21 protein-coding genes are annotated in these 26,363 nt (G+C 67.2%); 13 read left to right on the forward strand and 8 right to left on the reverse strand.

Annotated elements, in window-relative coordinates; translation table 11 throughout:
* Nucleotides 1-153 precede the first annotated feature (153 nt).
* The 8 genes from cyoA (at nucleotide 154) to HT136_RS21050 (ending at nucleotide 7,699) form a co-directional block, all read left to right on the forward strand.
* Nucleotides 154-1,419: a ubiquinol oxidase subunit II gene (gene cyoA / locus HT136_RS21015; protein ID WP_214201811.1), complete on the forward strand. Its 1,266-nt coding sequence runs from the start codon at nucleotides 154-156 to the stop codon at nucleotides 1,417-1,419.
* 4 nt (nucleotides 1,420-1,423) lie between these two features.
* Nucleotides 1,424-3,433: a cytochrome o ubiquinol oxidase subunit I gene (cyoB, locus tag HT136_RS21020; RefSeq protein WP_214201812.1), complete on the forward strand. Its 2,010-nt coding sequence runs from the start codon at nucleotides 1,424-1,426 to the stop codon at nucleotides 3,431-3,433.
* A 27-nt stretch (nucleotides 3,434-3,460) separates the two neighbouring features.
* Entirely contained in the window at nucleotides 3,461-4,096 is a 636-nt protein-coding gene (gene cyoC / locus HT136_RS21025; protein ID WP_246544051.1) for a cytochrome o ubiquinol oxidase subunit III, read from the forward strand.
* Nucleotides 4,096-4,482, forward strand: coding sequence for a cytochrome o ubiquinol oxidase subunit IV (gene cyoD, locus HT136_RS21030; protein ID WP_214201814.1), 387 nt, complete (start codon nucleotides 4,096-4,098; stop codon nucleotides 4,480-4,482). Before cyoC ends, cyoD begins: the two co-directional genes overlap by 1 nt.
* Nucleotides 4,416-5,240, forward strand: a complete 825-nt coding sequence (locus HT136_RS21035; protein WP_343222269.1) for an SURF1 family protein — start codon at nucleotides 4,416-4,418, stop codon at nucleotides 5,238-5,240. Before cyoD ends, HT136_RS21035 begins: the two co-directional genes overlap by 67 nt.
* A gap of 8 nt (nucleotides 5,241-5,248) precedes the next feature.
* Entirely contained in the window at nucleotides 5,249-6,535 is a 1,287-nt protein-coding gene (locus HT136_RS21040; protein WP_425516908.1) for an ATP-binding protein, read from the forward strand.
* Nucleotides 6,536-6,540: 5 nt separating this feature from the next.
* The gene (locus HT136_RS21045; protein WP_214201869.1) at nucleotides 6,541-7,131 is read left to right on the forward strand and encodes a response regulator transcription factor; all 591 of its coding nucleotides are present in this window, start codon (nucleotides 6,541-6,543) and stop codon (nucleotides 7,129-7,131) included.
* Between the two features lie 118 nt (nucleotides 7,132-7,249).
* Nucleotides 7,250-7,699 (forward strand): PilZ domain-containing protein, encoded by a 450-nt coding sequence (locus tag HT136_RS21050; RefSeq protein WP_214201815.1) that lies wholly within the window; start codon nucleotides 7,250-7,252, stop codon nucleotides 7,697-7,699.
* Between the two features lie 51 nt (nucleotides 7,700-7,750).
* Here the strand turns inward: HT136_RS21050 and HT136_RS21055 are convergent, their stop codons facing one another.
* From HT136_RS21055 to HT136_RS21070, 4 genes are all read right to left on the reverse strand, one after another.
* Nucleotides 7,751-8,725, reverse strand: coding sequence for a MarR family transcriptional regulator (locus HT136_RS21055; RefSeq protein WP_214201816.1), 975 nt, complete (start codon nucleotides 8,723-8,725; stop codon nucleotides 7,751-7,753).
* Between the two features lie 82 nt (nucleotides 8,726-8,807).
* Nucleotides 8,808-9,818: a ferrochelatase gene (gene hemH, locus HT136_RS21060; protein WP_214201817.1), complete on the reverse strand. Its 1,011-nt coding sequence runs from the start codon at nucleotides 9,816-9,818 to the stop codon at nucleotides 8,808-8,810.
* On the reverse strand, nucleotides 9,818-12,088 hold the full coding sequence (locus tag HT136_RS21065) for a molybdopterin cofactor-binding domain-containing protein (protein ID WP_214201818.1): 2,271 nt from the start codon (nucleotides 12,086-12,088) through the stop codon (nucleotides 9,818-9,820). Before HT136_RS21065 ends, hemH begins: the two co-directional genes overlap by 1 nt.
* The gene (locus HT136_RS21070) at nucleotides 12,088-13,107 is read right to left on the reverse strand and encodes an Mrp/NBP35 family ATP-binding protein (protein WP_214201819.1); all 1,020 of its coding nucleotides are present in this window, start codon (nucleotides 13,105-13,107) and stop codon (nucleotides 12,088-12,090) included. The genes HT136_RS21065 and HT136_RS21070 overlap by 1 nt, the downstream gene beginning before the upstream one ends.
* A 177-nt stretch (nucleotides 13,108-13,284) precedes the next feature.
* Between HT136_RS21070 and hflK the strand changes: the two genes are divergently transcribed.
* The 3 genes from hflK (at nucleotide 13,285) to HT136_RS21085 (ending at nucleotide 16,952) form a co-directional block, all read left to right on the forward strand.
* Nucleotides 13,285-14,427, forward strand: coding sequence for a protease modulator HflK (gene hflK / locus HT136_RS21075; RefSeq protein WP_214201820.1), 1,143 nt, complete (start codon nucleotides 13,285-13,287; stop codon nucleotides 14,425-14,427).
* Nucleotides 14,427-15,272: a protease modulator HflC gene (gene hflC / locus HT136_RS21080; protein ID WP_214201821.1), complete on the forward strand. Its 846-nt coding sequence runs from the start codon at nucleotides 14,427-14,429 to the stop codon at nucleotides 15,270-15,272. The genes hflK and hflC overlap by 1 nt, the downstream gene beginning before the upstream one ends.
* Before the next feature lie 144 nt (nucleotides 15,273-15,416).
* Nucleotides 15,417-16,952 (forward strand): Do family serine endopeptidase, encoded by a 1,536-nt coding sequence (locus HT136_RS21085; protein WP_214201870.1) that lies wholly within the window; start codon nucleotides 15,417-15,419, stop codon nucleotides 16,950-16,952.
* Nucleotides 16,953-17,051: 99 nt separating this feature from the next.
* Here HT136_RS21085 and HT136_RS21090 read toward each other — a convergent pair whose 3' ends face one another.
* The 3 genes from HT136_RS21090 to phhA all read right to left on the reverse strand — a co-directional run bounded on the left by HT136_RS21090 (nucleotide 17,052) and on the right by phhA (nucleotide 19,741).
* Nucleotides 17,052-17,603, reverse strand: a complete 552-nt coding sequence (locus HT136_RS21090) for a VOC family protein (protein ID WP_214201822.1) — start codon at nucleotides 17,601-17,603, stop codon at nucleotides 17,052-17,054.
* Nucleotides 17,604-17,768: 165 nt separating this feature from the next.
* Nucleotides 17,769-18,881: a 4-hydroxyphenylpyruvate dioxygenase gene (gene hppD, locus HT136_RS21095; RefSeq protein ID WP_214201823.1), complete on the reverse strand. Its 1,113-nt coding sequence runs from the start codon at nucleotides 18,879-18,881 to the stop codon at nucleotides 17,769-17,771.
* Nucleotides 18,878-19,741, reverse strand: coding sequence for a phenylalanine 4-monooxygenase (gene phhA, locus HT136_RS21100; RefSeq protein WP_214201824.1), 864 nt, complete (start codon nucleotides 19,739-19,741; stop codon nucleotides 18,878-18,880). Before phhA ends, hppD begins: the two co-directional genes overlap by 4 nt.
* A 106-nt stretch (nucleotides 19,742-19,847) precedes the next feature.
* On the opposite strand from phhA, the gene HT136_RS21105 reads away from it, so the two are divergent.
* Nucleotides 19,848-20,309: an Lrp/AsnC family transcriptional regulator gene (locus HT136_RS21105; RefSeq protein ID WP_214201825.1), complete on the forward strand. Its 462-nt coding sequence runs from the start codon at nucleotides 19,848-19,850 to the stop codon at nucleotides 20,307-20,309.
* Nucleotides 20,310-20,434: 125 nt separating this feature from the next.
* Nucleotides 20,435-21,520, forward strand: coding sequence for an AbrB family transcriptional regulator (locus HT136_RS21110; RefSeq protein ID WP_214201826.1), 1,086 nt, complete (start codon nucleotides 20,435-20,437; stop codon nucleotides 21,518-21,520).
* Between the two features lie 36 nt (nucleotides 21,521-21,556).
* Here the strand turns inward: HT136_RS21110 and HT136_RS21115 are convergent, their stop codons facing one another.
* Nucleotides 21,557-26,335, reverse strand: coding sequence for an NAD-glutamate dehydrogenase domain-containing protein (locus HT136_RS21115; RefSeq protein WP_214201871.1), 4,779 nt, complete (start codon nucleotides 26,333-26,335; stop codon nucleotides 21,557-21,559).
* Between the last annotated feature and the right edge of the window lie 28 nt (nucleotides 26,336-26,363).

Raw genomic sequence — 26,363 nt, forward strand, 5'->3', positions numbered from 1 at the left:
CCGGAAATCCGGGAAAGAGGACACGAATCATATATCGGGCACCGCGCGGGCACCCGGTTCGACATGCTGGCCCTATCGTCATTGATCGGCGTCAAGGGGATTGGACAAAATGTCCTATGTTCGCGTCCGCAGCATGGTCCTAGGCGCAGCGCCATGCGCTCCTCTGAGTCCCACAAGATGCCGCGCCGTCCTGCTGCGCCGCCCCGAGCCCCTGTCGCCCGCATTGCCGCCGCACTGGCGCTCACGGGTGCCCTTTCCGCCTGCAACACCGTCGTGCTCAAGCCGGCGGGCGACGTTGCCCAGCAGCAGGGGGACCTCGTCGTCATGTCGACGTACCTCATGTTGCTGATCATCGTGCCGGTCATCGCGCTGACGCTGTTCTTCGCGTGGAAGTTCCGCGCCTCGAACACCGAGGCCGACTACGATCCCGACTGGGATCACTCGACCCAGCTCGAGCTGGTCATCTGGGCCGCGCCGCTGCTCATCATCATCTGCCTCGGCGCCCTGACCTGGGTCAGCACCCACCTGCTCGACCCCTACCGTACCATCAGCCGCATCGATGCCCAGACCCCGATCTCGAGCCAGGCCAAGCCGCTCGAGGTGGACGTCGTCGCGCTCGACTGGAAGTGGCTGTTCATCTATCCCGAACAGGGCATCGCCACGGTCAACGAACTGGTCGTCCCCGCCAACCGCCCGCTGCACTTCAAGATCACCGCCTCGAGCGTGATGAACTCGTTCTACGTGCCCGCGATGGCCGGTCAGATCTACGCCATGCCCGGCATGGAGACCCGCCTCAACGCGGTCATGAACAAGACCGGTGACGATTTCGTCGGTTTCTCGGCCAACTACTCGGGCGCGGGTTTCTCGGGCATGCGCTTCAAGATGCGCTCGGTCGACGACGCGGGCTTTGCCAGCTGGATTGCCGACGTCAAGCAGGGCGGCGCGAACGCGGCCGGCTCGCTCGAGGCCAAGCAGTACCTCGACCTCGAGAAGCCGAGCGAGAACGTGCCCGTCCTGCACTACGCCAATGTCGACCCCAAGCTCTACGGCCGCATCGTCGACATGTGCGTCGAGCCGGGCAAGATGTGCATGAGCGAGATGGCCATGATCGACGCGCGCGGGGGCCTGGGCAAGGCCGGCATCCGCAACGTCGCGATGCTGACTTACGACAAGAACGGCCGCGAGGCCGCGGTCGATGCCACCGCCAACCCCGATGCCGCGCTCACCCGCGAGCTGGCCTGGGTGCGCGCCCTGTGCAAGCAGGAAGCCGGCGCCGTCATCGACAACACCGTCAAGGCGCCCGCCGACAAGAACTCGCTGACCGGTTTCGGCCTCTCGGCCCCGCAGTCCATCTCGCTTGGCGGCGACGCGGACATCCAGAGCACGCCGGCTCGCCCCTCCAAGATTTCCCGGAACTAAGACCATGGCAATCGAAGCCGTAGATCATTCGCACTGGAGCCCCTTGCTGGGCCGCCTGTGGTGGGACGCGATCCCACCCGACCCGATCGTGTGGGTCACTTTCGCCGGCGTGATGCTGGGCGGTATCGCCCTCGTCGCAGCCCTCACCTACTTCAAGGTCTGGGGCTATCTCTGGAAGGAATGGTTCACCAGCGTGGACCACAAGAAGATCGGGATCATGTACATGATCCTGGGTCTCATCATGTTCATCCGCGGCTTCGCCGACGCGATCATGATGCGCCTCCAGCAGGCGCTCGCCTTCAACGGCTCGGAAGGGTATCTGCCCGCCCACCACTTCGACCAGGTCTTCACCGCTCACGGCGTGATCATGATCTTCTTCGCGGCGATGCCGTTCGTGACCGGGTTCATGAACTACATCGTCCCGCTGCAGATCGGCGCTCGCGACGTCAGCTTCCCGTTCCTGAACAACTTCAGCTTCTGGATGACGACCTCGGGCGCGGTGCTGATCATGGCCTCGCTGTTCATCGGCGAATTCGGCCAGACCGGCTGGCTGGCCTATCCGCCGCTCTCGGGCATCGCCTATAGCCCCTACGTGGGCGTCGACTACTGGATCTGGTCGCTCCAGATCGCGGGCGTCGGCACGCTGCTCTCGGGCGTCAACCTGATCTGTACCATCGTCAAGATGCGCGCGCCCGGCATGAACATGATGAAGATGCCCATCTTCACCTGGACCGCGCTGTGCACCAACATCCTCATCGTCGCCGCCTTCCCGGTCCTTACCGCCGTGCTGACGATGCTCTCGATGGACCGCTACCTCGACTTCAACTTCTTCACGAACGACTTCGGCGGCAGCGCCATGATGTACGTGAACCTGATCTGGATCTGGGGCCACCCCGAGGTCTACATCCTCATCCTGCCCTGCTTCGGCATCTACTCGGAAATCGTCTCGACCTTCTGCGGCAAGCGCCTCTTCGGCTACACCTCGATGGTCTACGCAACGATGGTCATCACCATCCTGTCGTACATCGTGTGGCTGCACCACTTCTTCACGATGGGTTCGGGCGCGAGCGTCAACTCGTTCTTCGGCATCACCACGATGGTGATCTCGATCCCGACCGGTGCCAAGCTGTTCAACTGGCTGTTCACGATGTACCGCGGCCGCATCCGCTACGAGCTGCCCATGATGTGGACGGTCGCCTTCATGGTCACCTTCACCATCGGCGGCATGACCGGCGTGCTTCTCGCCGTTCCCCCGGCCGACTTCGTGCTCCACAACTCGCTGTTCCTGATCGCCCACTTCCACAACGTGATCATCGGCGGCGTCGTCTTCGCGGTCTTTGCCGGCATCAACTTCTGGTGGCCCAAGGCCTTCGGCTTCAAGCTGCACGAAGGTCTCGGCAAGGTGAGCTTCTGGTGCTGGGTGGTCGGTTTCTACCTCGCCTTCATGCCGCTCTACGTGCTCGGCCTGATGGGCGTCACCCGCCGCATGCGCGTGTTCGATGATCCGAGCCTGCACATCTGGTTCATCATCGCCGCCATCGGTGCAGCCGTGATCGCGGCCGGTATCGGCGCCTTCGTCCTCCAGGTCGCCTTCTCGATCTGGAAGCGCAAGGAGCTCGCCTGCGACGGCGATCCCTGGAACGGCCGCACGCTCGAGTGGTCGACCACTTCGCCCCCGCCGTACTACAACTTCGCGTTCACTCCGGTCATCCACGATATCGATGCCTGGACCGACATGAAGCGCTGCGACGTCAAGGCTCCCAAGGCCGGCTTCCTGGACATCCACATGCCCAAGAGCACCGGCACCGGGATCATCCTGGGCGGCATCGCCACGGTCTTCGGCTTCGCGATGATCTGGCACATCTGGTGGCTCGCGATCCTGACCTTCGTGGGGATGATCGGCACCGCCATCGTGCACACCTTCAACTACGACCGCGACTACTACGTCCCCGCCGGGGAAGTCGCCGAGATCGAAGCGGCGGCCCACGGCCAGCCCCTGCCCGCAGGAGCCTGATCGATGACCGCCTCGACAATGGACACCATGACCAACGCAACCGCCCACGTGGCCAGCCCGGAACAGCGCACCGCCGCCTTCTACGAGCTGGAACCGCATCACCATCCCGAAGGCGCCAGCACCATGCTGGGCTTCTGGATCTACCTGATGAGCGACTGCCTCATCTTCGCGATGCTCTTCGCGGCCTACGGCGTTCTGGGCGGCAACTTTGCCGCCGGCCCGGGCCCGAAGGACCTGTTCGAGCTGCCGCTCATCGCGCTCAACACCGCGATGCTGCTGTTCTCCTCGATCACCTACGGCTTCGCCATGCTGGTGATGGAAAAGGGCAACGTGCGCGCGACGCAGGCCTGGCTGCTGGTCACCGCCGTGTTCGGCGCCTGCTTCCTCGCGATCGAACTCTACGAGTTCAGCCACCTCATCCATGAGGGCGCGGGTCCCTGGCGTTCGGGCTTCCTCACGGCGTTCTTCTCGCTGGTGGGCACCCACGGCCTGCACGTCACCTTCGGCCTCGTCTGGCTGTTCACGCTGGTCATCCAGCTTTCGCAGAAGGGCCTCACCCAGGCCAACAAGCGCCGCCTGCAGTGCCTGTCGCTGTTCTGGCACTTCCTCGACGTGATCTGGATCGGCGTCTTCACCTTCGTCTACCTGATGGGAATGATCTGATGAGCGACCACGCCCACCCCAACCCGCACGCCAAGGACCATCACGACGAGCACGGCGGCAGCCACGGCTCGATGCGCGACTACGTCATCGGCTTCCTGCTTTCGGTCATCCTCACCGCGATCCCGTTCTGGCTGGTGATGACGCATGCCATCGCCGACAAGGGCACCACCGCGATCGTGATCATGGCCTTCGCGATCGTGCAGATCGTGGTCCACATGATCTACTTCCTGCACATGAACACGAAGTCCGAAGGTGGCTGGACCGTCATGGCGCTGATCTTCACGATCATCATCGTGGTCATTGCGCTCTCGGGCTCGCTGTGGGTCATGCACCACCTCAACACCAACATGATGCCGATGGTGCACGACATGGGACAGCTGCCCTGACCCGGTCGGACACCCTGGCGCAATCGACGAACACGGAGACGCGGCGGCCCTGGGGGCTTGCCGCGTTTCTCCTTGTTGCGGCCTGCGGGTTTCTGGCGCTGGGCGTCTGGCAGGTCCAGCGCCTGCACTGGAAGCACGCCCTCATCGCCCGCGTCGATGCCCGCGTCCACGCCGCCCCGCAGCCCCTGCCCGCCACGGCCTCGCTTGCCCAAGCGCCCAAAGACCAGATCGAATACTTGCGCGTTGCCCTTGCCGGCACTTACCAGCCACAGGCGACCGCGCTGGTGCGCGCGGCGACCGAGCTCGGCACCGGGTACTGGACACTGACCCTGCTTCAGGCCGACGACGGCCGACAGGTCTGGGTCAACCGGGGCTACCTGCCCTCCGGAACAAGCCTGGCAAACGCCCGCGCGGCGACGCCGACAGGCCCCGTGCAGGTGGTCGGCCTCGTGCGCGTGAGCGAGCCGGGCGGCAGCCTCCTCCAGGCCAACGAACCTGCGCAGGAGCGCTGGTATTCACGCGATCTCGCTGCGATCGCGCGCACGCGCCATGTCGCCGCCTACGCGCCCGTCTTCGTCGATGCGCAGCAGGAGCAGTCCAAGCCCCCTGCCGGCACGAAGCAACCCGTCCCGGGGCTCACCGTGATCTATTTTCCGGACAACCACCTCGTCTACGCGCTGACCTGGTTCACGCTCTGCGCGCTCAGCCTCTTCGGGATTTTCCTTGCATGGAGGCGCGCGGGCCGCTCTTTGGCCTGATGCGCTTCATGGCCCCCCCGTCCCCGACCCGCTCCGAGAGCTGGCGCAACGTCTACCTGCTCATGCAGTTGCGCTGGATCGCGGTGATCGGGCAGCTGCTCACGATCGTCGCGGCGGCGCAGTTCTTCGCGGTGCGCCTGCCGCTGGGGCCTCTGTTGCTGGCGCCGCTGTTCCTGATCGTACTCAACTTCACGGTCGCGGGCGTGCTCCATCGCCGCCAGGATTTCCCGCAGCCCGAGCTGTTCTCCGCGCTCCTCATCGACGTCGGGGTGCTCACCTGGCAGCTCTACCATTCGGGCGGAGCGACCAACCCCTTCACCTTCCTGTTCCTGCTCCAGATCGTGATCGGAGCGATGATCCTCGAGAAGCGCTGGGCCTGGGCGGTCGCGGGTGTCGCCAGCCTCGCGGTCTTCACGCTGACCTTCGCCTATATCCCGCTGCAGCTGCCCGCCAAGCACCTGGGCAATCCCTTCGGGCTCTACCTCGTGGGCAGCCTGTTCTGCTTCGTGATCACCGCGGGCCTGCTCGTCTTCTTCGTCATCCGGCTCGACCACAACCGGCGCCAGAGCGACACCGAACTCGCCGTGCTGCGCCAGCAGGCGACCGAGGAGGACCACATCATCCGCATGGGCCTGCTCGCCTCGGGCGCTGCGCACGAACTGGGCACCCCGCTCTCGCTGCTCTCGGTCGTGCTGGGCGACTGGGCCCGCCTGCCGCGCATCGCCGAGGACCCCGAGCTGCTGGAGGACCTTGCCGCGATGCGCACCGAGCTTGCGCGCTGCAAGACCATCGTCAGCGGCATCCTCATGTCGGCGGGCGAGATGCGCGGCGTGAACCCCGCCGTCACCACCGTGCGCGACTTCTTCGAGGAACTGCTGGGCGAATGGGACACGCGCATGGAAGGCGAGCTGCGCTTCATCGACCGCATCGGCGAGGACGTGGCGATCGTCGCCGATCCGGGGCTGCGCCAGGTGATCGGCAACGTCATCGACAACGCGCAGGAAGTCTCCCCCTCGCTCGTCGTCCTCGAGGTCGAGCGCGAAGGCGAGGAGATCATCATTACCGTGACCGACCGTGGCCCCGGCTTCGCGCCCGGCATGATCGAGCGCCTGGGCACACCCTATTCCTCGACCAAGGGACGGCCGGGCGGTGGCCTTGGCCTGTTTCTTGTCGTAAACGTGGTCCGCAAGCTGGGTGGACGGGTCGAGGTCGCCAACGCGGACGGCGGCGGTGCCCGGGTCCGCCTCTCCCTCCCCCTGGCCGCACTCGCCTATACCAAGGACGACTTCGCATGACGACAATGCCCGCCGATGGGCCCGGCGATGAACCCGCCGATGCGCCGGACGAGGGTCCGACGCCAGCCCCCCTCCCCGCCACGCTGCTGATCGTCGAGGACGATCCGGCGTTCTCGCGTACGCTCGCGCGCTCGTTCGAACGGCGCGGCTACAGCGTTTCGTGCGCGGCGAGCGCGCACGAGGCCGACGTGCTGAGCCAGTCGGGCCAGTTCGACTACGCCGTCGTCGATCTCAAGCTGGGTACCGATTCCGGCCTCGCCGTCGTCCAGGCGCTGCACGAGCGCAGCCCCGAGACGCACATTGTCGTCCTGACCGGCTTCGCCAGCATCGCCACCGCCGTCGAGGCGATCAAGCTTGGTGCCTCGCACTACCTCGCCAAGCCCTCCAATTCGGACGACATCGAGGCCGCCTTCTCGAGCAAACAGGGCGATGCAAGTATCCCCGTCGAAGGGCGCAAGACCTCGATCAAGACGCTCGAGTGGGAATATATCCACCAGACCCTCGTCGAATGCGAATTCAACATTTCCGAGGCCGCGCGCCGGCTCGGGCTGCATCGCCGCACGCTCGCCCGCAAGCTCGAGAAACGCAGGCTGTAAGCCCAGCGCACCGGCGAACACCCGCGCTGCGCCCAGCCCCATTGGGATTGTCCTGACCGGTTATTCCGGGAGGAGCACGCTAACCGGACGCTAGCCGCCCGCGTGCGAGGTGAAGCTTATGCCAGACCGCGACCTCTCGCACGACCTTTCGCACGACCGGGGCCGCCGCCGCCCGATCCGTCCGGCGGATGCGGCGAACGGCCCGGCGGTCCCCGGCGGACGGCGGCGCCACAGCCGGCTGCGCGTGCGGCTCCCCGCCCGGATGGAGAGCCGCTGCAGCGACCACCAGGTGATCCTGAGCGACATCGCGCTATGGGGCGCACGCGTGTTGACCGACGCGACCTTGGCGAGGGGCACCGAGGTCGTGCTCGCCTGGTCCACCTTCGAGGCCTTCGGCGAAGTCGTGTGGTGTTCGCAGCAGCAGTGCGGCATCAGCTTCGTCGAGCCGATCACCGCCCAGGATCTGCTCACCACCCGCGCGATCAACGACGCCGCCCGCCTACCCGACGAACGCACCCTGATCCGCCAGATAGCCTCGCAGTGGGTTCAGGGCATCCGGCGCCTCTGACCACGAGCAGGGTAGCACCTTTCCGGCAGTCCGAATTCGGATCGACCGGCCTCAGACCGGAGCCGGCGCGGTGAGTTCGATCTGCGCAAAGTAGCGCGCCATCGCGTCCATCGTGTCGTCGGCGGGCGCGATGAAGGCCCGGCGCCGGTCGCTGTCGTCGCATATCCGCACGAACAGGCCCGCCTCGACCATCTGCCCGATCCAGCGCAACGCCGTTGTCGGCGGCACGCCCGAGGCGATGCACAAGGAGGTCACCGAGACGCGTTGCCCTTCCATGCGCGCGGCCGTCAGGTCGAGCAACATGTCCCAGGCCGGATCGGCGAACAGGTCACCCTCGAAGAAGCGCGAGCGGGCCTGGCGCTGGCGAATGATCCGCCGCACGAGCGTGGCTGACGGCAGGGGCGGTTTCGCACCAGCCGGCAGGGGCGCTCCGGGTGTTCCGGCGGCGCTCTCCACCCGGTGCCCGAAACGGAACACCGGCGACGGCTTGTCGCCAGCCTCCCCCGAGCCGGGCCCTAGCCGCTCGATCTGCCCGGCGATCTGGCCAACCTGCTCGCTCAGGCGCAGCAACATGAGACGGTCGTCCTCGGACAGTTCGCGCACCCTGGTCTTGCCGAAGTTTGCAAGAACCTGCCCCAGCGCCAGCACACGCTCGGCCCGGCTCGGCTCGACCAGCAGGACCGGATCCGACTGGTCCATGCACGCGAACACGCTGTCGAGCGCGTCGACCGTCGTCGACACGATCAGGCGCGCGCCGGTGCGCCGCGCCCGATCATCCAGCCGGCTGAGGATCGCGGTGCGCGCGGCATCGACCTGCGGACAATCGACCAGGACGATATCCCCCAGAGGGCGCACGTCCTCGTACCCCAGATCGTCGACCGAACCGGTGGCCAGCACGTCGAGCCCGACCGCCACCGCGTCCTCGCGCAAAGTGGCGCGCAGATGCGCCCTGTCGCCATAGATGGATAGGCTGCTCCGTGAGGAACCGTAAGCAAAATCACCTTGGGAAGAGACCGTGTCGCGCATCTGTTGGACTCCGTAGGTTCACTCAGGAACAGGAGTAGAACAGAACAAGTTCAGGTCAAGAAGACCCTCGGTTAAATTGCTGTCACCATCCACCAAGTTCCTGACGGACAAGCGTTTCAAGCATGTCAACGCCGACAGGACGGGCGTTCAGGCAGGCCAGTGTCGCGAAGGCTTCGCCGCCGGCCGCGAAGAAATCCTCGCGCCCGCGCAGCGCCAGTTCCTCGAGCGTCTCGACGCAATCGGCCGAGAATCCGGGTGCGGCGACCGCGATCCGCCGGATGCCCGCCTTCGCCAGTTCGACGAGCACGGCGTCGGTCGCCGGCTCGAGCCACTTGGCGCGCCCGAAGCGCGACTGGAAACTGGTCTCCACGCGCAGGCCCGCAAGGCGCACGGCCAACCGCTCGCGCAGCAGGCGCGCGGTCTTGTGGCACTGGCAATGGTAAGGATCGCCAAGGTGCAAGGTGCGCTCGGGCATGCCGTGGAACGAGAGCAAGAGCACTTCGGGCGTGAATTCCAGCGCCTCGATCTGGGCGGCGAGATCGGCCTCGAGCGCATCGATATGCGCAGGATGATCGTAATAGGGTGGAAGCGTGCGGATGGCGGGCTGCCAGCGCATCGCCTTCAGGCCCTCGCCCAGCTTGTCCATAACCGAGGCCGTCGTCGCGCCCGAATATTGCGGGTAGAGCGGCGCGACGAGAATCCGGTCGCAACCCTCGTCCTTCATGGCCTGAAGGCGCGCGGGGATCGAGGGGTTACCATAGCGCATCGCCCAGTCGACGCGCACCGCCTCGCCCATCCGCGCCTGCAGGGCCTCGGCCTGCGCGGCGGTGATCGCGGCGAGCGGCGAGCCCTTGTCGGTCCAGACTTGCGCATAGGCGTGCGCCGATTTGGCCGGGCGCGTGCGCAGGATGATCCCGTGAAGGATCGGCTTCCAGGCGATCGGCGGGATCTCGACGACGCGCGGGTCGGACAGGAATTCCGCCAGATAGCGTCGCACGTCACCGGGGGTCGGCGCGTCGGGCGTGCCCAGGTTGACGAGCAGGACCCCGGTCCGGCCGACCGGAGCCGCGGGGTGGTCCTCGGGTCGCTGCATCACACTTCCTCCTCGAAAAGGGGCAAACGCCGAAACCGCAAGCCGGTTGCGGAATGGAGCGCGTTGGCCACCGCAGGCGCAGCAACCGCGACGCCCAGTTCGCCCGGATCGACCGGATCGGCCTGGCTGGTCACGAAACCGACTTCGATCTCGGGCGCGTCGCGCAAGGCCGGCAGGCCAAGCGCGCCCAGCGTCTCGGTTTCGGGCCGACCTGCCTCGAAACGGGTCGTGCAACCGAAGGCCAGCCCAAGCCCGAACAGCAACCCGCCCTCGATCTGCTGGCGCGCGATGTCCACGTTGACGATCCGCCCGATGTCGGCGACCGCAGTGAGCTTCTCGACCTTCACCCCACCCGCGTCGCGCCGCACGCTGGCGATCGCGGCAATGTAGCCGCCGCCCAGCGCATGGCAGGCAAGCCCCTGGCCGCTATTGTCCCCGCCACCGTCCCACTGCGCGAGCGAGGCGACGCGCTGGAGGCACTCGGCAAGGCGCGGCGTTTCGCCCAGCATCGCCATGCGCAGCGCGAGCGGCTCGCGCTGGTTGAGCGCGGCCATCTCATCCACGAAACATTCGTTGAAGAAGGCGGTGTAGCCATGCGCGTTGCCGCGGAGGCGTGAAGTGGGAAGGTCGATCCGCGCCGAAACGTGGTCGATCTCGACATGGGGAATGTCGTAAACCGGTACGATCCCCTCGAGCGCGAGCGGATCGTCCTTGCCCGCGCTGGCCGCGATCGCCTCGGATGGGCTGTCCCCGCCGAACATCCGCCGCCCAAAGGCACGCGCGCAGGCGGGCACCGCCACCCGGCCCCGCCAGGCTCCGATCCCGCCATTGGTATCCGGACGCGCGGCCATGACCGCGACCACCGGCGTGCGCGGAAATCCGGCGCGGTGCTCCTCGGCGCGCGACCAGGTCAGTTGCACCGGCTTGCCCAGCTCGCGCGCGAGTGCGGCGACCTGCCCGGCGATGGCGACTTCGAGCCGGCGGTCGAAACTGCCCCCGATCGCCATCGGGTAAAGCACCACCTGGCGCGGCGCGAGGCCGGCCGCCTCGGCCGCGGCCCGGCGCGCCGCCTCGGGCGCCTGGGTGCCGATCCAGAGCTCGAGCACGCCGTCCTCGAGCCGCGCGGTCGCGCTCGCCGTCTCGATCGTGGCGTGGAGCGCGGGGCTCACCTCATAGCGCACCTGGAGCGGCAGCGCCCCTTCGGTCAGGCTCATGTCCCCGCGCCCGAAGACTCGGTGGGCGTGGCTCTTGCGCAGCGCGTCGTCGAGATCGTTCTCGACCTTGACGCTCTCGACCCCGCCCGCGAAGCGAAACAAGGGCTGCATGCGCTCGAGCGCCGTTTCCGCCGCCCAGCCGTTGCCGGCGATGGCCGCGACCCAGGCCCGCCCTTGCGTCTCGCCGCGCACGATCCGCTCGAAACCCTTGACCGTACGCCCTTTGGCCTCGTCGATCGAATCGAGCGCCGAGCGCTGCGCGATCGGGCCCTGGCGGATCGCCGCATGGACCATGCCGGGCAGCCGCACATCGCCTGCGAAGGTCCACGAGCCATCGACTTTCGCGGGCAGGTCGAGACGCGGGTAGGCAAGATCCGAGCCGGGCGGATAGTCCGAGGGGTCTTCCGCCGGAGGCTCGGGTTGCAGCGGCGGCACCTGCGGGGGATCGAGTGCACTCGCTTCGGCTGCCAGCGCACCGAACGGCAGCGCGCGTTCACCGTGGCGCACGACGCCGTTCTCGAGCGTGCACTCTTCCCAGGCGACGCCCCAGCGCGCCGCCGCCGCCTGCACCAGGAGCGCGCGGGTGGTTGCCGCCGCCGCGCGCGCAGGTGCCTCGTAGGCCGCGAGCGAAGTGCCGTCGGCGGTGGCGTTGAAGCGGGTGTCCTGGGCCCAGCGGCGGGTGACGAGGTCGTCGGGTTCCTCGACGAGGCGCGGCGCGAGCGGCAGCCACATCTCGGCCCAGCGCGCGGCGAGCACGGTGTTGGCGTAAAGCGCACTGACCGGCGCGGGCTCGACCGCGACCTGGCGCCAGTCGCAGCCCAGTTCCATCGCCACGATCTGCGGAAGCAGGGTGGAAATGCCCTGCCCCATCTCGACTTGCGGCACCGCCACGGTGACCACGCCCCCGCCCGAGATCTTGATCCAGGCTCCGAACGCCTCTTCGTTCTCGGCGGGCTGGAGCGGGAGGGGGAAATTGCGGGGACGCAGGAACCAGCCGACCGCAAGGCCGCCTCCGGCCAGCGCGCCGATCAGGACACCGCGGCGCGTGACGCGCATCAGTCGCGCGCCGTTGCGGCCGGATTGGCGGACGTCGCCGGGGCGTCGAGCCAGGCGGCCACGTGCCCGGCAAGCACCGCGAAGGCCTCCGCCTGCTTGCCTTCTCCGGCGGCCGGCGGGGTGCCGGCGTCGCTCGCACGGCGGATCGCGATGTCGAGCGGGATGCGGCCCAGGAAGGGCACCCCCAATTCGCGCGCCGAGGCTTCGGCCCCGCCGCAGCCGAAGGGATCGCTCTCCTCCCCGCAATGCGGACAGATATAGCCCGCCATGTTCTCGACCAGCCCGACGATCGGGACGCCACCCTTGGAAAACAGCTCGATCGCGCGGGTCGCGTCGATGAGCGCCAGGTCCTGCGGGGTGGAGACGATCACCGCGCCGGCCGGCTTGAACTTCTGCAGCATCGTCAGCTGGACGTCGCCGGTGCCGGGCGGCAAGTCGACCACCAGCACTTCGGCATCGTCCCAGTGCGCCTCGAGCAGCTGGGTCAGCGCGCCCGCCGCCATCGGCCCGCGCCAGGCCATCGCCTGCCCCGGTTCGGAGAGGTGCCCCATCGAGAGCACCGGCACGCCGACCGCGCTTGCGACGGGCACCAGGCGCTTTTCGTGGGCGACGGGCTTGAGCCCTTCGGTGCCCAGCAAGCGCGCCTGCGAAGGTCCGTAGATATCGGCATCGACGAGGCCGACCTTGAACCCCCGGCGCGAAAGCGCGACCGCGAGATTGGTCGAAAGCGTCGACTTGCCCACGCCCCCCTTGCCCGAGCCGACCGCGAGAATGCGTGGGGGCCTTGCCGGCGTGTCCGGCTTGTCGGCCATGAAGGCGACGCGCACTTCGGCAATGTCACCCTCACGCTCCAGCACCTTGCGCACCGCGATCTCCAGTGCCGCGCGATCGCGCGGGGACAGGCCCGAGGCGTCGAGCACGAGCGTGGCGATACCCTGCGCACAGCGCAGCGATTGCAGGCGCGAGGCGGCCTCGGCGGGCAGCAGCGCGCGCAGCGCCGCGTCGGGTTCGGTACTCATGCGGCGAATTCCAGCTTGCGCGAGTGTAAGGCGGTCATGGCGCTCAGGTGGCCCAGACAAAGAAAAAGGGCAAGAGAGGCCCTGTTTTTTGGTCCAAGGGTGTATTTTGAACGAAGCCTACCTATAGATAACGCCATGAGAGCGATTGGCGATGCAATTACGCGAGCAGGCCTGAAGATGGCTGGACACAACAGCCCCTGGGGATCGGGCGGAGGATCATCGGGAGGCGAGGACGGTGGCGAGCCGGGCTCGGAGCCTTCCGAAGGCGATCGCGAGGGCGATGCCGGCGCGGAAAAGCCTTCCGACACGCCCGGCCCGCGCAACCCCTGGCTGCCCAGCGGCTCCACCCCGCCGCGCCGGTCCGCGAGCATCGAGGACATCTTCCGTTCGCGCGACCCGCGCCGTTCCGGCGGCGGCGGACCGCGCGGGCCGGGCGGCGGCTTCCCGCAGATGCCGCGCCGCTCGGACGGCTCCTCCTGGCTGCCTTTCATCGTCGGCGCGCTCGTCGTTGCCGGCCTCGGTATTTCCAGCTTTCATCAGCTCGATCCGGGCGAACAGGGCATCGTCACGCGCTTCGGCGGATTTTCACGGGTTATCGATTCGGGCATCAACTTCACCCTGCCCTGGCCGCTCGAAAGCGTGGCGGTCGAGGACGTGCGCTCGTTCAACGTGGACACCATCCCCGAGGGCAGCGAAGAAAAGCTGATGCTCACCAGCGACAAGAACCTGGTCGACCTGACCTACCTGGTTCGCTGGAACATCAAGGACCTCAAGAACTACACCTTCCGCCTCGCCGATCCCAAGCAGACCGTGCGCGAGGTCGCCGAGACCGCGATGCGCGCCTCGATCGCGCAGATTTCGCTCAACGATGCGATCTCGGGCGCCGGGCGCGCGCGGGTCGAGCAGGACGTGCGCAAGCGCATGCAGGAACTGCTCGACTACTACCGCTCGGGCGTCGCCATCCAGGGCGTCGAGATCAAGAAGTCCGACCCGCCGGCCAAGACCAAGTCGGCCTTCGAGCAGGTCACCGTCGCCCAGCAGAACGCCGAGCGCGACCGTTCCGAAGCCCGCGCCTGGGCGCAGCAGAAGCTGGCCGAAGCCCAGGGCAACGCCGCGCAGTTCGACAAGGTCTACGAGGAATACAAGCTGGCGCCCGAAGTCACCAAGCGGCGCATGTACTACGAAACCATGGAGCGGGTGCTGCGCAACAACGACACCGTCGTCGCCGAGGCCAAGGGCGTGACCCCCTACATTCCGCTTCCCGAAGTGACGAAAAAGGCTCCCGCCGACAGCGATGCCGCCGCAAAGGGAGGCCAGTGATGAACGACATCTGGCAGAAATACACAGGCGCGCTCGTCGTCGCAGCCGTGGTCATCGTCGGTCTGTGGGCCAGCATGATCGTCGTGCCCGAGGACCAGCAGGTCGTCATCGTGCGCGGCGGCAAGCCGAACCGGGTCTACAACGAATACGTTGCCGGTGCCCCTTACGGCGCGACCGGCGCGGGCGTGCACTTCCACGTGCCGCTGTGGGAAAGCGTGCGGCGCATCGACAAGCGCCTGCTCTCGGTCGACATGAGCCAGGAACAGGTGCTCTCCACCGACCAGCAGCGCGTCAACGTCGACGCTTTCGCGCGCTATCGCATCACAGATCCGATCAAGATGATCGAGACCGCGCGCACCAGCGAAAACGTGACCCAGCAGCTCATGCCGATCCTCTCCTCGGTGGTTCGCCAGGAACTGGGCAAGCGCACTTTCACCTCGATGCTCACTGCGGAGCGCGGGCAGGCGATGGCCAACATCCGTGACCTGCTCGACAACCAGGCCAAGCAGTACGGCGCGCGCATCGTCGACGTGCGCATCAAGCGCGCCGACCTTCCCGACGGCGCCCAGGCGAGCGCGTTTAACCGCATGGTCGCCAGCCGCGAGGAAGAGGCCGAGACGATCAAGGCGCAAGGGCAGCGCGACGCGCAGATCATCCGCGCCTCGGCCGAAGCCGAAGCTGCGGGCATCTACGCCAAGAGTTACGGCAAGGACCCGGGCTTCTACGATTTCTACCGCGCCATGCAGAGCTACGACATCTCGTTCGCCAAGGACGGTGACGCCGGCTCCAAGACCTTGCTGCTTTCGCCCGACAACGCTTATCTCAAGCACTTCCGGGAACCGTGAGCCGCCCCGATTTTTAGACATATCGAGTAACCGAGCCCTCGCTATTCAAACCCGGTTAAGTTGCGCCACTTCATCGGGGAGAGGGGTCGGAATGAACGGTGCCGTGACACCGTTGCAACGGAGGAATCAAAGGACGTGAAGCCCGTGCGATACGCTTATGGATTGACCACCGCACTCCTTTTGGGTGGTGCGACCCTCTCGCTGGCGACCGGCTATCCCGCCGGAGCCCAGGTTGCCCAGAACGAAGCCAGCCAGATGACGCATGTGGTGCCGCGCACCGGTGCTCCGGCCAGCTTTGCCGATCTCACCGCCCAGCTTGCGCCGGCCGTGGTCAACATCTCGACCCGCCAGCGCATCCAGGTTGCCCAGCAGAACAACCCCTTCGCCGGAACGCCGTTCGAGGGACTGTTCGGGAATCGCGGCGGCAACTCGCCGCAGACCCGCGAAGCCCAGTCGCTCGGCTCGGGCTTCTTCGTTTCGGCCGACGGCTACGTGGTGACCAACAATCACGTGATCACCGCCGATGGCAAGGGCGAGGTCGAATCGATCACGGTCACCACCACCGACGGCACCGAATACCCGGCCAAGCTGGTCGGCAAGGACGCCGCCTCGGATCTCGCGGTGCTCAAGATCGTCGGCCCCAAGCCTTTCCCCTTCGTCAAGTTCGGCGACAGCTCGAAGTCGCGCGTGGGTGACTGGATCATCGCCATCGGCAACCCGTTCGGCCTCAGCGGCACGGTGACCCAGGGCATCATCTCGGCAGTCTACCGCAACACCGGCGGTGGCGGTGCCTACGACCGCTACCTGCAGACCGACGCCGCGATCAACCGCGGCAACTCGGGTGGCCCGATGTTCGACATGAACGGCAACGTCATCGGCATCAACAACGCGATCTTCTCGCCGACCGGCGGCAGCGTGGGCATCGGCTTCGCGATCCCCGCCGAAACCGCCTCCCCCATCGTCCAGAAGCTGATCAAGGGCGAGGCGATCGAGCGCGGGTACCTTGGCGTGCGCATCCAGCCGCTCAATGACGACCTCGCCGAGGCGCTCGGCGTCGAGAAGAACAAGGGCGAGTTCATCCAGGCCGTCGAGCCCGATGGCGCGGCCGCCAAGGCCGGGATCAAGGCCGGCGACGTGGTGACCATGGTCAACGGCAAGGAAGTGACCCGCGACCAGTCGCTGTCCTACCTTGTCGCCAACACGCCCCCGGGCAGCCGCATTCCGGTCGAGGTGCTGCGCGATGGCCGCAAGCTCACGCTCAACGCCACCGTCGCCAAGCGCCCGAGCGAGGACGAACTGAGCCAGTCGTTCGACCCCGACGCCGATTCCAACGACGACAACCCCTTCGCCAACCAGGGCGACGAACAGAAGCAGGGCGTCATCGAGGACAAGCTGGGCATCTCGGTGATCGACATGACCCCGCAGGTCGCACGCCAGCTGGGCGTAAGCGATCCCAGCAAGGGCGTCGTCATCGTGGGTGTCGACGCATCGGCGGACGCGGGCCAGAAGGGCCTCAACCGCGGCATGATCGTGCTCATGGCGGACGGCAAGGAAGTCAATTCCAAGGCCGACCTCGCCAAGGCGGTCGAAGCCGCCAAGTCGGCGGGCCGCTCGGCGATGCTGCTGCGTGTCCAACCGCGCGGCGGGCAGGCGCTGTTCATCCCGATCCGCCTGCGCTGATCGCGCGCTTCAACTCCAATCGAAAAACGCCCGGTGGACTAATCTCCACCGGGCGTTTTTTCATGCCGCTTGCACTCTCGAAGTGGCGCGCGAAGCTGGTCAGCGTCCGGCGTCGGCGGCCTCGTGCAACCAGGCGGCGTGACGCGGCGCGCGCCGGGTCCGGCTCCATTCCTCGAGCATGTCCTCGGCCACCGCGTTCAACCGCGCCATCTGGTCCGAAGTGCCGAATTGCCAGGCCAGTTCGAGGCGGTGGCCGTTGGGATCGAAGAAGTAGATCGACTTGAACACGCCGTGGTGTACGGGCCCCGTCACCGCGATACCGTGCATCTCCAGCCGCGCCTTGGCCGCCAGCAGATCGGCCTCACTCTCGACCTTGAAGGCGATGTGCTGCACCCATTCGGGCGTGGCCGCATCGCGGCCCATCGTGGGCGAGTGGGGCAGTTCGAAGAAGGCCAGCACGTTGCCCCCGCCGCAGTCAAGGAAAACGTGCATGTAAGGATCGGGCGCGCCGGTCGAGGGAACCTTGTCCTCGGCGATGGCGAGTTGGAATCCCATCCCCAGCATCTCACGGTAGAAGGTCACCGTCTCTTTCGCATCGCGGCAGCGGTACGCCACGTGATGGATGCCTCCCAGCCTGGGTGCCTGTGTCATGGTCATCATCCTTACTCCCGAATTGCTTCCAGTGGCGCGCCGGATCGAGGCCCGGGGAAAGGCCGATCCGGCACGCCTGCCAGAGGCGGTGCGGTCTTGCGGAACCCGATGCACCGCTCCTCGCATGGCCATTGCGCCGCGCCGGGCCTCACCGCCCGGCGCGCATCACGCGGCGCCGTCGGCCGGGTGGTCGGTCGCCAGGACACCCCGGCGCACCTGGTCGCGCTCGATCGATTCGAACAGCGCCTTGAAATTGCCTTCCCCAAATCCATCGTCGCCGCGCCTCTCGATGAATTCGAAGAACACCGGCCCCACTTGCGCCTCGGCGAAAATCTGGAGCAGCAGGCGCGGCGAACCGCCCTCGCTCGTCCCGTCGAGGAGGATGCCCCGCGCCCGAATTTCGTCGACCGGCACGCCGTGCCCGGGCAGGCGCTCGTCGAGCATCTCGTAATAGGTCGCCGGCGGCGCGCTCATGAACGGCACACCCAGCGCCTTCAGCCGGTCCCAGGCCGCGACGAGGTCGTCGGTGATGAGCGCAATGTGCTGAATGCCCTCACCATTGAAGGCGCGCAGGAATTCGTCGATCTGCCCTTTTCCGCCTTCGCCCTCCTCATTGAGCGGTATGCGGATGCGCCCGTCGGGGGCGGTCAGCGCCTTCGAGGTCAATCCGGTGTATTCGCCCTTGATGTCGAAGTAGCGGATCTCGCGGAAATTGAAGAGCTTTTCGTAGTAGTCCGCCCAATAGCCCATGCGCCCGCCGTAGACGTTGTGGGTGAGGTGATCGATCATGTTGAAACCCGCGCCCGCCGGATGGCGCTCCACACCGGGGAGGTATTCGAAATCGATGTCGTAGATCGAGAGCGCGCCGGGATCGGCCGCGCTCTCGTAGCGATCGACGAGATAGATGATCGAATTGCCGATGCCGCGAATGCCCGGCAGGCGCAGTTCCATCGGTCCGGTCTCGACGTGGACCGGCTCGGCCGAGCGGCGCAGAAGTTCGGTGTAGGCCGCGCGCGCGTCCTTCACGCGAAACCCCATGCCGCAGGCCGAAGGGCCGTGTTCGCGCGCGAAGAACCAGGCCGGGCTGTGGGGCTCGTAATTGGTGATGAAATTGATGCCACCCTGGCGCCAGAGCTCGACGTCCTTCGAACGGTGGCGCGCCACGCGGGTGAAGCCCATCGTGGTGAACACCGCTTCGAGCTGTCCCTTTTCGGGCGCGGAAAATTCTACGAATTCAAAGCCGTCGAGGCCGATCGGGTTGTCAAAGTGGTCGGTCAATCTATCTCTCCCAAGAATGCAATGTCGTGTTCGCCGGGCAGGCGCGCGCCGGGCGCGATCGGCTCGGCCGCGCGCCAGCGTTCGTAGATCGGGCCGAAGTCGAGGCCGACCAGCCCGTCGATGAGGTCATCGAGGCTCTCGAGCACGAAATACGTCTGCTGGAAGGCGTCGATGCGATAGGCGGTGCGCATGATCCGCTCGGGATCGAAGGGCAGCCGCAGCACGCCGGTATCCTCGACCGAGAAGCGCGTTTCACCCGCCGAGGACACGATCCCCGCGCCGAAGACCTTGAGCGTGCCCTCCTCGCGCAGGAGGCCGAACTCGATCGTGTACCAGTAGATCCGCGCCAGCATGGGCAGCGCGTCCATCGCCAGTGCACGCGCACCCGCTTCGCCATAGGCCTGCAGGAAATCGGCCACGCGCGGATCGAGCAGCATCGGCACGTGACCGAAGAAGTCGTGGAACACGTCGGGCTCGACAAGGTAGTCGAGCTCGTGCTCCTCGCGCAGCCAGCGCGTCACCGGAAAGCGCCGATGGGCGAGATGGTCGAAGAAGGCCGCGTCGGGGATGAAGCCGGGGACCGCGACCAGCCGCCAGCCGCTGCGCGCCTCAAGCAGCGCATTGGCCTCGGCGAAACACGGGATGCCCTGCGCGCAATCGAGCGCGGCCAGCCCCTCGCGAAAGGCACGGCAGGCATGGCGCTCGGCCAGCGCAGATTGCGCTGCGTAAAGGCGGCGCCAGCGCGCGTGCATCGCGGGTGTATAATCCTGCCAGTTCTGCTCGACGCAATAAAGGGCATCGGCCCCGGCATACTCTCCGCGAAGGCCACTCGCCGTTGTTTCGGTCTCGGGCGTCTTCATGAAGGAAGCATACCACACCGCTCTCGCGTCTTCCGTGCGCAATAGGCTCCAATTTCGTCAAGCCTTGGTGTATTCCACCAGAAAACCCATCCAATTTAGGTGATCCGTGCCCATCGACGAATTCGACCGCAAGATTCTCGGCGCCCTCCAGGAGGATGCGCGCATGCCCGTCGCGCAAGTGGCCGAGCGCACCGCGCTCTCGGCGACCCCGGTCAGCCGCCGCATCCGCAAGCTCGAGGAGGACGGCGTCATCCGCGGCTACCAGCCCGTGCTCGACCCGCGCAAGCTCGGGCTCGAGCTCGACGCCTACGTGCTCATCAACCTCGAGGCGCACAGCGACGACAACATCTCGCGCTTCGAAGCGGCCATCCTCGAAAATGCCTACGTCATCGCCTGCCACGCGGTGACCGGCGACATGGACTACCTCGTCCACGTCATCGCCCGCGACGTCGAGCACCTCTCGCAGATCACACTCAAATCGCTGCTGCGCATCCCGGGCGTTCGCGACGTGAAGTCGATCATCGTGCTCGAGACGGTCAAGCCCCCGCTGCACCTGCCGCTCGGCTGATCGGGTTGCGGCGCGCGAAGGAGTTCCGCCTGCCGGATTGCTGCACATGCGAAGGATTGCGTTGCGAGCCGCGCCTGCGCAGAGTAACGCCCTGACCTTCCCCGCCCCATAGAGCCGGAACCCCCGTGACCTTATTTCCTTCGCATCCGCAGCGCTGGCTCGCCCTGATCGTCCTTTCGGTCGCGCTCGGCACCGGCGGCGATGCGCTCGGCATTCCGGCCGGGCTCATGCTGGGCCCGATGTTCGCAGCGATCCTCTTCGCACTGCGTGACCGCGAGATGAAGGCCCACCCCGGGCTCTTCGCCGCCGCGCAGTCGATCGTGGGCTGCCTGATCGCCTCCTCGATGGGGCCCGAAGTGGTCGCGCGCTTCGCGGTCGACTGGCCGATATTCGTGGGTGGAGCGCTCGCAACCCTGTGCGTGGCCTTCGGCACCGGGGTCCTGCTTGCGGCCTTGCGCATCCTGCCCGGCGCGGTCGCGATCTGGGGCTCGGCGCCAGGACTTGCCACGGCGATGGTGCTGATGGCGCGCGACAGCGGCGAGGACTTCCGCATGGTCGCCTTCATGACCTACGTGCGCGTGGTCATGGTCACGCTCGGCGCCTCGGCGCTGGCGATGGTTCTGGGGGAGGACGGCACCTCTCACGCGATGACCTCGGCCTCGCAGCCCTGGTTCTGGCCGGTGGCGCCGCTTCCGCTCCTCGCGACGATCGCCACGGCTGCCTGCGGGCTCTTCCTCGGCCGCCTTGTCCGCTTGCCCGCACCCAACATCCTGGGGCCGCTGGTGCTGGGCACGGTGCTCCACGCCAGCGGCGTGGTCGAGGCTTTCGCGGTCCCGCGCGCGCTGCTGGCGCTGGCCTACATGATCGTGGGCTGGGGCATCGGCTCGCGCTTCACCACCGAGACGATCGCGCGCGCACGCACGGTGTTCCCCGCCGTGCTCGTCGCGATCGCGGCCATGATGACAAGCTGCTTCCTGCTCGGCCTCGCGCTCTCGCGCATCGCGCATGTCAGCGTGGCCACGGCGTATCTCGCCACGAGCCCGGGCGGCATGGATTCCATTGCCATCGTCGCCGCCTCCTCCCCCGTCGACGTCGGCTTCGTGATGACCTTGCAGACCACGCGCATGGCCGCGATCCTGCTGCTGGGGCCCTGGCTCGCGCGCACCATCGCGCGCCGCTTCGTGCAGGTGCCCGAAACCGCCCGGGACTGACGGTGCGCCGCCTTCGCGGCGGCGCCCCGCAGCCGGTCAGCGCGTCAGCAGGTTGCGTGCCTGGACCGCGATCTGTGCCATCATCGCGGGGCTGAGTACCCCGCTCTGCTCGGCCCGGCGCACCACCGCGCGAAACGCCGAGATCGCCGTGGCGTTCTCGCGGCTCCACTGGTCGGTCGCCTTTTCCAGATCGCTGCGACCGATCTTCGTGCGGACCAGCGATTTCAGGAAATCGAGCCGCATCTGCTGGAAATCGCGGGCAAGTCCGGCGACCAGCAGACGCTCCCAGGGGTCGCTCGGGGTCATGATCGTGGCGCTCGCCTGGGCCCAGTCGAGGCCGAGTACCGCGCCCAGCGCGACGAAGGCGTTGACCAGCTTTCGCGCCTCGATCTTCGTCTCGGCAGCAAGGTCCGAAATGCCGACCGCCCCGTCGAGATCGAAGAGGCGCGTGACCATGCGCGCCTCGTCCTCGGGCGCCCCCAGTTCCCTGAGGCTGGCCAGGATCCGCTCCGACTGCATTCGCGCCCGATCGCCCAGCATGTCGTAGACTTCGCTCTTGAGGACCTGGAGACCCGGCTTCAGCTGCGCTTCCAGCTCGTGCGGCGCCGTACGTCCCGCGCCCGCGCGCAGAAGGTCGGCCATGTGCGAACGCACCGCCGCCGCGGCCCGGTCGAACAGCGCGAGCCGCGCATCTTCGGGCATTTCGGCCCGCTCGAGACGCTGCCACAGCTCGGGCAAGTCGAACATGCGCTGCGCCAGCACGAAGGCGGCGGCCACCTGACCCAGGGTCGCCCCTTCTTCCTCGGCCACCTCGAAGGGATGGACGAGGCCGAGGCGGTTGACGATGCGGTTGGCAAGCTTGGTCGCGATGATCTCACGCGCGAGGCGGTGCTCGGTGAGGAAACGCTTGAACTTGGCCTGCATCGGCTCGGGGAAGGCCCCGATCAGCATCGGCTGGAGGCTGACGTCGTCGGGGAGTGCGCTCTTCTCGATGGCGTCCTGGAGCACCAGCTTGCTGCTCGAGAGCAGCACCGCCAGTTCGGGCCGGACCAGTCCACGCCCGTCCTGCCCACGGCGCACGAGGCTCTCGTTCTCGGCAAGTCCCTCGGTCACCCGGTCGAGATTGCCGCCTTCCTCGAGCATCTCGATCAAGCGCACGTGCGAATGAACGCTGTCCGCGCCGCCGCGCCCCGCGATCGAGAGCGCGAGCGCCTGGAGGCGGTTGTCCTCGAGCACCAGGTCGGCGACCTCGTCGGTCATCGCGCGCAGAAGCTCGACGCGCTTCTTCTCCGACAGCTTGCCCGCGCGCTTGGCGGCGGCAAGCGCGATCTTGATATTGACCTCGTTGTCCGAACAGTCGACCCCGGCCGAATTGTCGATGAAGTCGGTGTTGATGCGCCCGCCGCGCCCGCCGTCACCGCGCAACGCAAACTCGATGCGCCCGGCCTGCGTGACGCCCAGGTTCGCGCCTTCGCCGATCACCCGCGCGCCGACCTCGTTGGCGCTGACACGCAAGGCATCGTTGGCCGGATCGCCCACGGTCGCGTTGTTCTCGCTCGACGCCTTCACGTACGTTCCGATGCCGCCGAACCAGAGCAGGTCGACCTTGGCCCACAAGATCGCCGAAATCAGCGAATCCGGGTCGATCTCCTCGACCTGGACGCCCAGTGCCGCGCGAATCTCGGGGCTGAGGCGGATCGATTTCAGCGACCGCGGGAAGACCCCGCCGCCCTTCGAGATGAGCGCCTTGTCGTAATCGTCCCAGCTCGAATGCGGCAGGTCGTAAAGTCGCTTGCGTTCGGTCCACGAGCGGGCCGGATCGGGGTCCGGATCAAGGAAGATGTGGCGATGGTCGAAGGCGGCGACAAGCTTGAGCGCCTTGGACAGCAGCATGCCGTTGCCGAACACGTCGCCCGACATGTCGCCGCAACCCACCACGCGCACCGGGTCGGCCTGGACGTCGATGCCCATTTCGAGGAAATGGCGCTGAACCGAAAGCCAGGCACCGCGCGCGGTAATGCCCATGGCCTTGTGGTCGTAGCCGTTCGAGCCACCGCTGGCGAAGGCGTCGTCGAGCCAGAAGTCCTTCGATTCGGCGATACCGTTGGCGACGTCGGAGAACTTGGCCGTCCCCTTGTCGGCGGCAACCACGAAATAGGGGTCCTCGCCGTCGCGGATCACCACCTCGGGCGGATGGACCACCGCGCCCTCGACGATGTTGTCGGTAATCGAGAGCAGCGTCGCGATGAAGATCTCATAGCTCGCCTGCCCCTCGGCCGCCCAGCCGGCGCGATCGCGCGCAGGGTCGGGAAGCTGCTTGGGATAGAAACCGCCCTTGGCGCCGGTCGGCACGATCACCGCGTTCTTGACCCGCTGCGCCTTCATGAGGCCCAGGATCTCGGTGCGGAAGTCGTCGCGCCGGTCGGACCAGCGCAGGCCGCCACGCGCAACGGGCCCGGCGCGCAAGTGAATGCCCTCCACCCGGCGCGAATAGACGAAGATCTCGCGCCAGGGCAGCGGCTTGGGAAGACCCGGCACCAGCGCGGAATCGAACTTGAAGGCAAGCGCCACGTGCGCATGCGAGGCAAAGGCGTTGGTGCGCAACATCGCCAGCACGAGATCGCGATAGGCGCGCAGAAGCCGGTCGTCGTTGATCGCCCCGACCCCGGCGAGGCCCTCGCGGATCGCCGTCTCTGCGACTTGCTGCGCCGCCGCGCGGTTGCCCTCGAACTCGGGCTCGTGCAGTGCGCGGAAGAGATCGACGATACCCAGGGTCACCTGCGGCGCGCCCAGCAAGGCCTCGACCACGGTGGCGATGCCGAAGTGCATGCCGCCCTGGCGCAAGTAGCGGTAGAACGCGCGCAGCCAGTTGGTCTCGCGCTTGGAGAGACCCAGGCCGGGCACGAGGCGATTGAAGGGATCGTTCTCGCCCTCGCCGTTGAGCACGCCGCACAGCGCGTCCTCGATCATCGGTGCAAGGCCGAGCGCCTTGCCGGCATCGAGGCCGAGGGGCAGCTCGAGCGTGAAGTCGTGGATCGTGCCGATCCGGCCCTGCTCGAGCGCAGTGGGCACTTCGGCAAGAACGCGAAAGCCGAAGTTCTCGAGCGCGGGGACCGCGTCGGAAAGCGGCAACTGCCCCGCCGCCTGGTAGACCTTGAGACGCAGGCTCCCTGCGCCATCCTGATCGAGCGCATAGAGCCGCGCGTCGCGCTGGCCGACGTGGCGGCCGCCTTCGCCCGCCTCGCCCACGACCACCTTGCGCATGTGCGCGATGTCGATGGCGGCTTCGGCAGGCCCGTATTCGCTGCGGTAACCGAGCGGGAAGGCATCGGCGTAGCGCCCGGCCACGGCCGCCGCGCGTGCCGGTTCGAGCTGCTGGGCCAACGCCGCCTCGACCGCCTCGCTCCATCCGCGCAGGAGGACCTGCAACCGGTGGTCGAGATCGGCCTCGTCGGGCTCGACCGCACCTTCGCGAATGTCGAAGGTGTAACGCAGCATGGCGAGGTTGCCCGATTCGACCTGGAGGCTCCAGTCGAGCGCGGGGGCGTTGGTCGCCTCCTCGACGAGCGCCTGGATGCGCTGGCGCATCTGGGTCGAGACCATGTCGCGCGGCAGCCAGATGAAGGCGAAGAGGTGGCGCATGAGCGGTGCGGTGGCCAGCAGCAGGCGTGGGCGCGGACGATCGACGAGCGCAGTCATCGTGCCCGCGAGACGCTCCACGTCGGCTTCGCCCAGCCCCATCACGAGATCGTGCGGAAGGCTGGTCAACGCATGGGCGAGCGCCTTGCCGGTGTGGCTGCGCGGATCGCAGCCGAGCTTGGTCGCCAGCCGCGCGAGCATGCCGCGCAGGCGCGGGATACGGTCGGGCGTGAAGGCCAGCGCCTCGCTCGTCCACAGGCCCGCATGGACCGAGATCGCAACGACGGCGCCGTCCTCGATCAAAGGCACCAGAAACAGGTCGAGCGGCACGCGGCGGTGGACGCTGGCGACACGGTTGGCCTTGATCACCATCGGCACCGAAAGCGTGCCTTGCGCCAGTTGTTCGTCGAAGATGGCGAAGGCGCGCGCGTAGCTCGCCTCGGACAGCAGACTCTTCACCCCGCGCCGGCAGATGCCCAGGCGCTGCGAATGCCCACCGTCGCGTCCGCGCGTGACATGGCCGAGGATCGTCAACATGCCCGATGCGAACCATTCGAGGAGTGCGGCACCCTCGCGATCTTCGACCCGGTCGGCATCCTGGGACAGCGCCTCGACCATGCGCGGCCAGTCGGTCACCGCGCTGCGCACGTCGGCCAGCATGGACTCGAGCGTATGCTGCAGTTCGCTGCGCTGGCGCGCATCGATGCGCGGCATCTCGATGTAAATCATCGACTCACGCCCCTTCACGTCGGGGCCGTCGGGAACGATGGCAAGGATCCGCCCCTCCGCGTCGCGCTCCACACCGACGATCGGGTGGGCAAGGCGGTCGATCACGAGACCGAGCGAAGCCAGCGTGGCCGCCGTCGAATCGACCAGGAAGGGCATGTCCTCGTTGATGAGCGCAACACGCACCAACCGGCGTTCCTCACTGGCCGAGGCAATCTCGACCACCGCTTCGCCCGGCGGGCGCGTCTGCGCCGCTGCGAGGAGAAAGCGCGCGGCATCCTCGATCCAGGCCTGGTCGGGAGCGCCATCGCCCGGCAACAGCCCGCCCCGGATCGAGTCGGCGAGCGCGCGGGTCAGCTTGGCCGGCCCAACGGCCTTGGACGCCGCGGCCTTGCCTCCCGATTCCTTGCCCGATGCTCCGGCTTGCGATTTGGTCTTGCTTGCACTCATCATCGTCTCCGCCCAATTGCCGCGTCTC

This window comes from Novosphingobium profundi (assembly GCF_018491765.1).
In the GTDB taxonomy this organism is placed as follows: domain Bacteria; phylum Pseudomonadota; class Alphaproteobacteria; order Sphingomonadales; family Sphingomonadaceae; genus Novosphingobium; species Novosphingobium profundi.

Bases quoted from the DNA above. Each gene is read 5' to 3' on its own strand.
- cyoA (WP_214201811.1), top strand. From the start codon at position 154: ATGCGCTCCTCTGAGTCCCACAAGATGCCGCGCCGTCCTGCTGCGCCG.
- HT136_RS21045 (WP_214201869.1), top strand. From the start codon at position 6,541: ATGCCCGCCGATGGGCCCGGCGATGAACCCGCCGATGCGCCGGACGAG.
- hflC (WP_214201821.1), top strand. From the start codon at position 14,427: ATGAACGACATCTGGCAGAAATACACAGGCGCGCTCGTCGTCGCAGCC.
- HT136_RS21065 (WP_214201818.1), bottom strand. From the start codon at position 12,088: ATGCGCGTCACGCGCCGCGGTGTCCTGATCGGCGCGCTGGCCGGAGGC.
- hemH (WP_214201817.1), bottom strand. From the start codon at position 9,818: ATGCAGCGACCCGAGGACCACCCCGCGGCTCCGGTCGGCCGGACCGGG.
- phhA (WP_214201824.1), bottom strand. From the start codon at position 19,741: ATGAAGACGCCCGAGACCGAAACAACGGCGAGTGGCCTTCGCGGAGAG.
- HT136_RS21090 (WP_214201822.1), bottom strand. From the start codon at position 17,603: ATGACACAGGCACCCAGGCTGGGAGGCATCCATCACGTGGCGTACCGC.
- cyoD (WP_214201814.1), top strand. From the start codon at position 4,096: ATGAGCGACCACGCCCACCCCAACCCGCACGCCAAGGACCATCACGAC.
- HT136_RS21070 (WP_214201819.1), bottom strand. From the start codon at position 13,107: ATGAGTACCGAACCCGACGCGGCGCTGCGCGCGCTGCTGCCCGCCGAG.
- cyoC (WP_246544051.1), top strand. From the start codon at position 3,461: ATGACCAACGCAACCGCCCACGTGGCCAGCCCGGAACAGCGCACCGCC.
- hflK (WP_214201820.1), top strand. From the start codon at position 13,285: ATGGCTGGACACAACAGCCCCTGGGGATCGGGCGGAGGATCATCGGGA.
- HT136_RS21115 (WP_214201871.1), bottom strand. From the start codon at position 26,335: ATGAGTGCAAGCAAGACCAAATCGCAAGCCGGAGCATCGGGCAAGGAA.
- HT136_RS21040 (WP_425516908.1), top strand. From the start codon at position 5,249: ATGGCCCCCCCGTCCCCGACCCGCTCCGAGAGCTGGCGCAACGTCTAC.
- cyoB (WP_214201812.1), top strand. From the start codon at position 1,424: ATGGCAATCGAAGCCGTAGATCATTCGCACTGGAGCCCCTTGCTGGGC.
- HT136_RS21055 (WP_214201816.1), bottom strand. From the start codon at position 8,725: ATGCGCGACACGGTCTCTTCCCAAGGTGATTTTGCTTACGGTTCCTCA.
- HT136_RS21050 (WP_214201815.1), top strand. From the start codon at position 7,250: ATGCCAGACCGCGACCTCTCGCACGACCTTTCGCACGACCGGGGCCGC.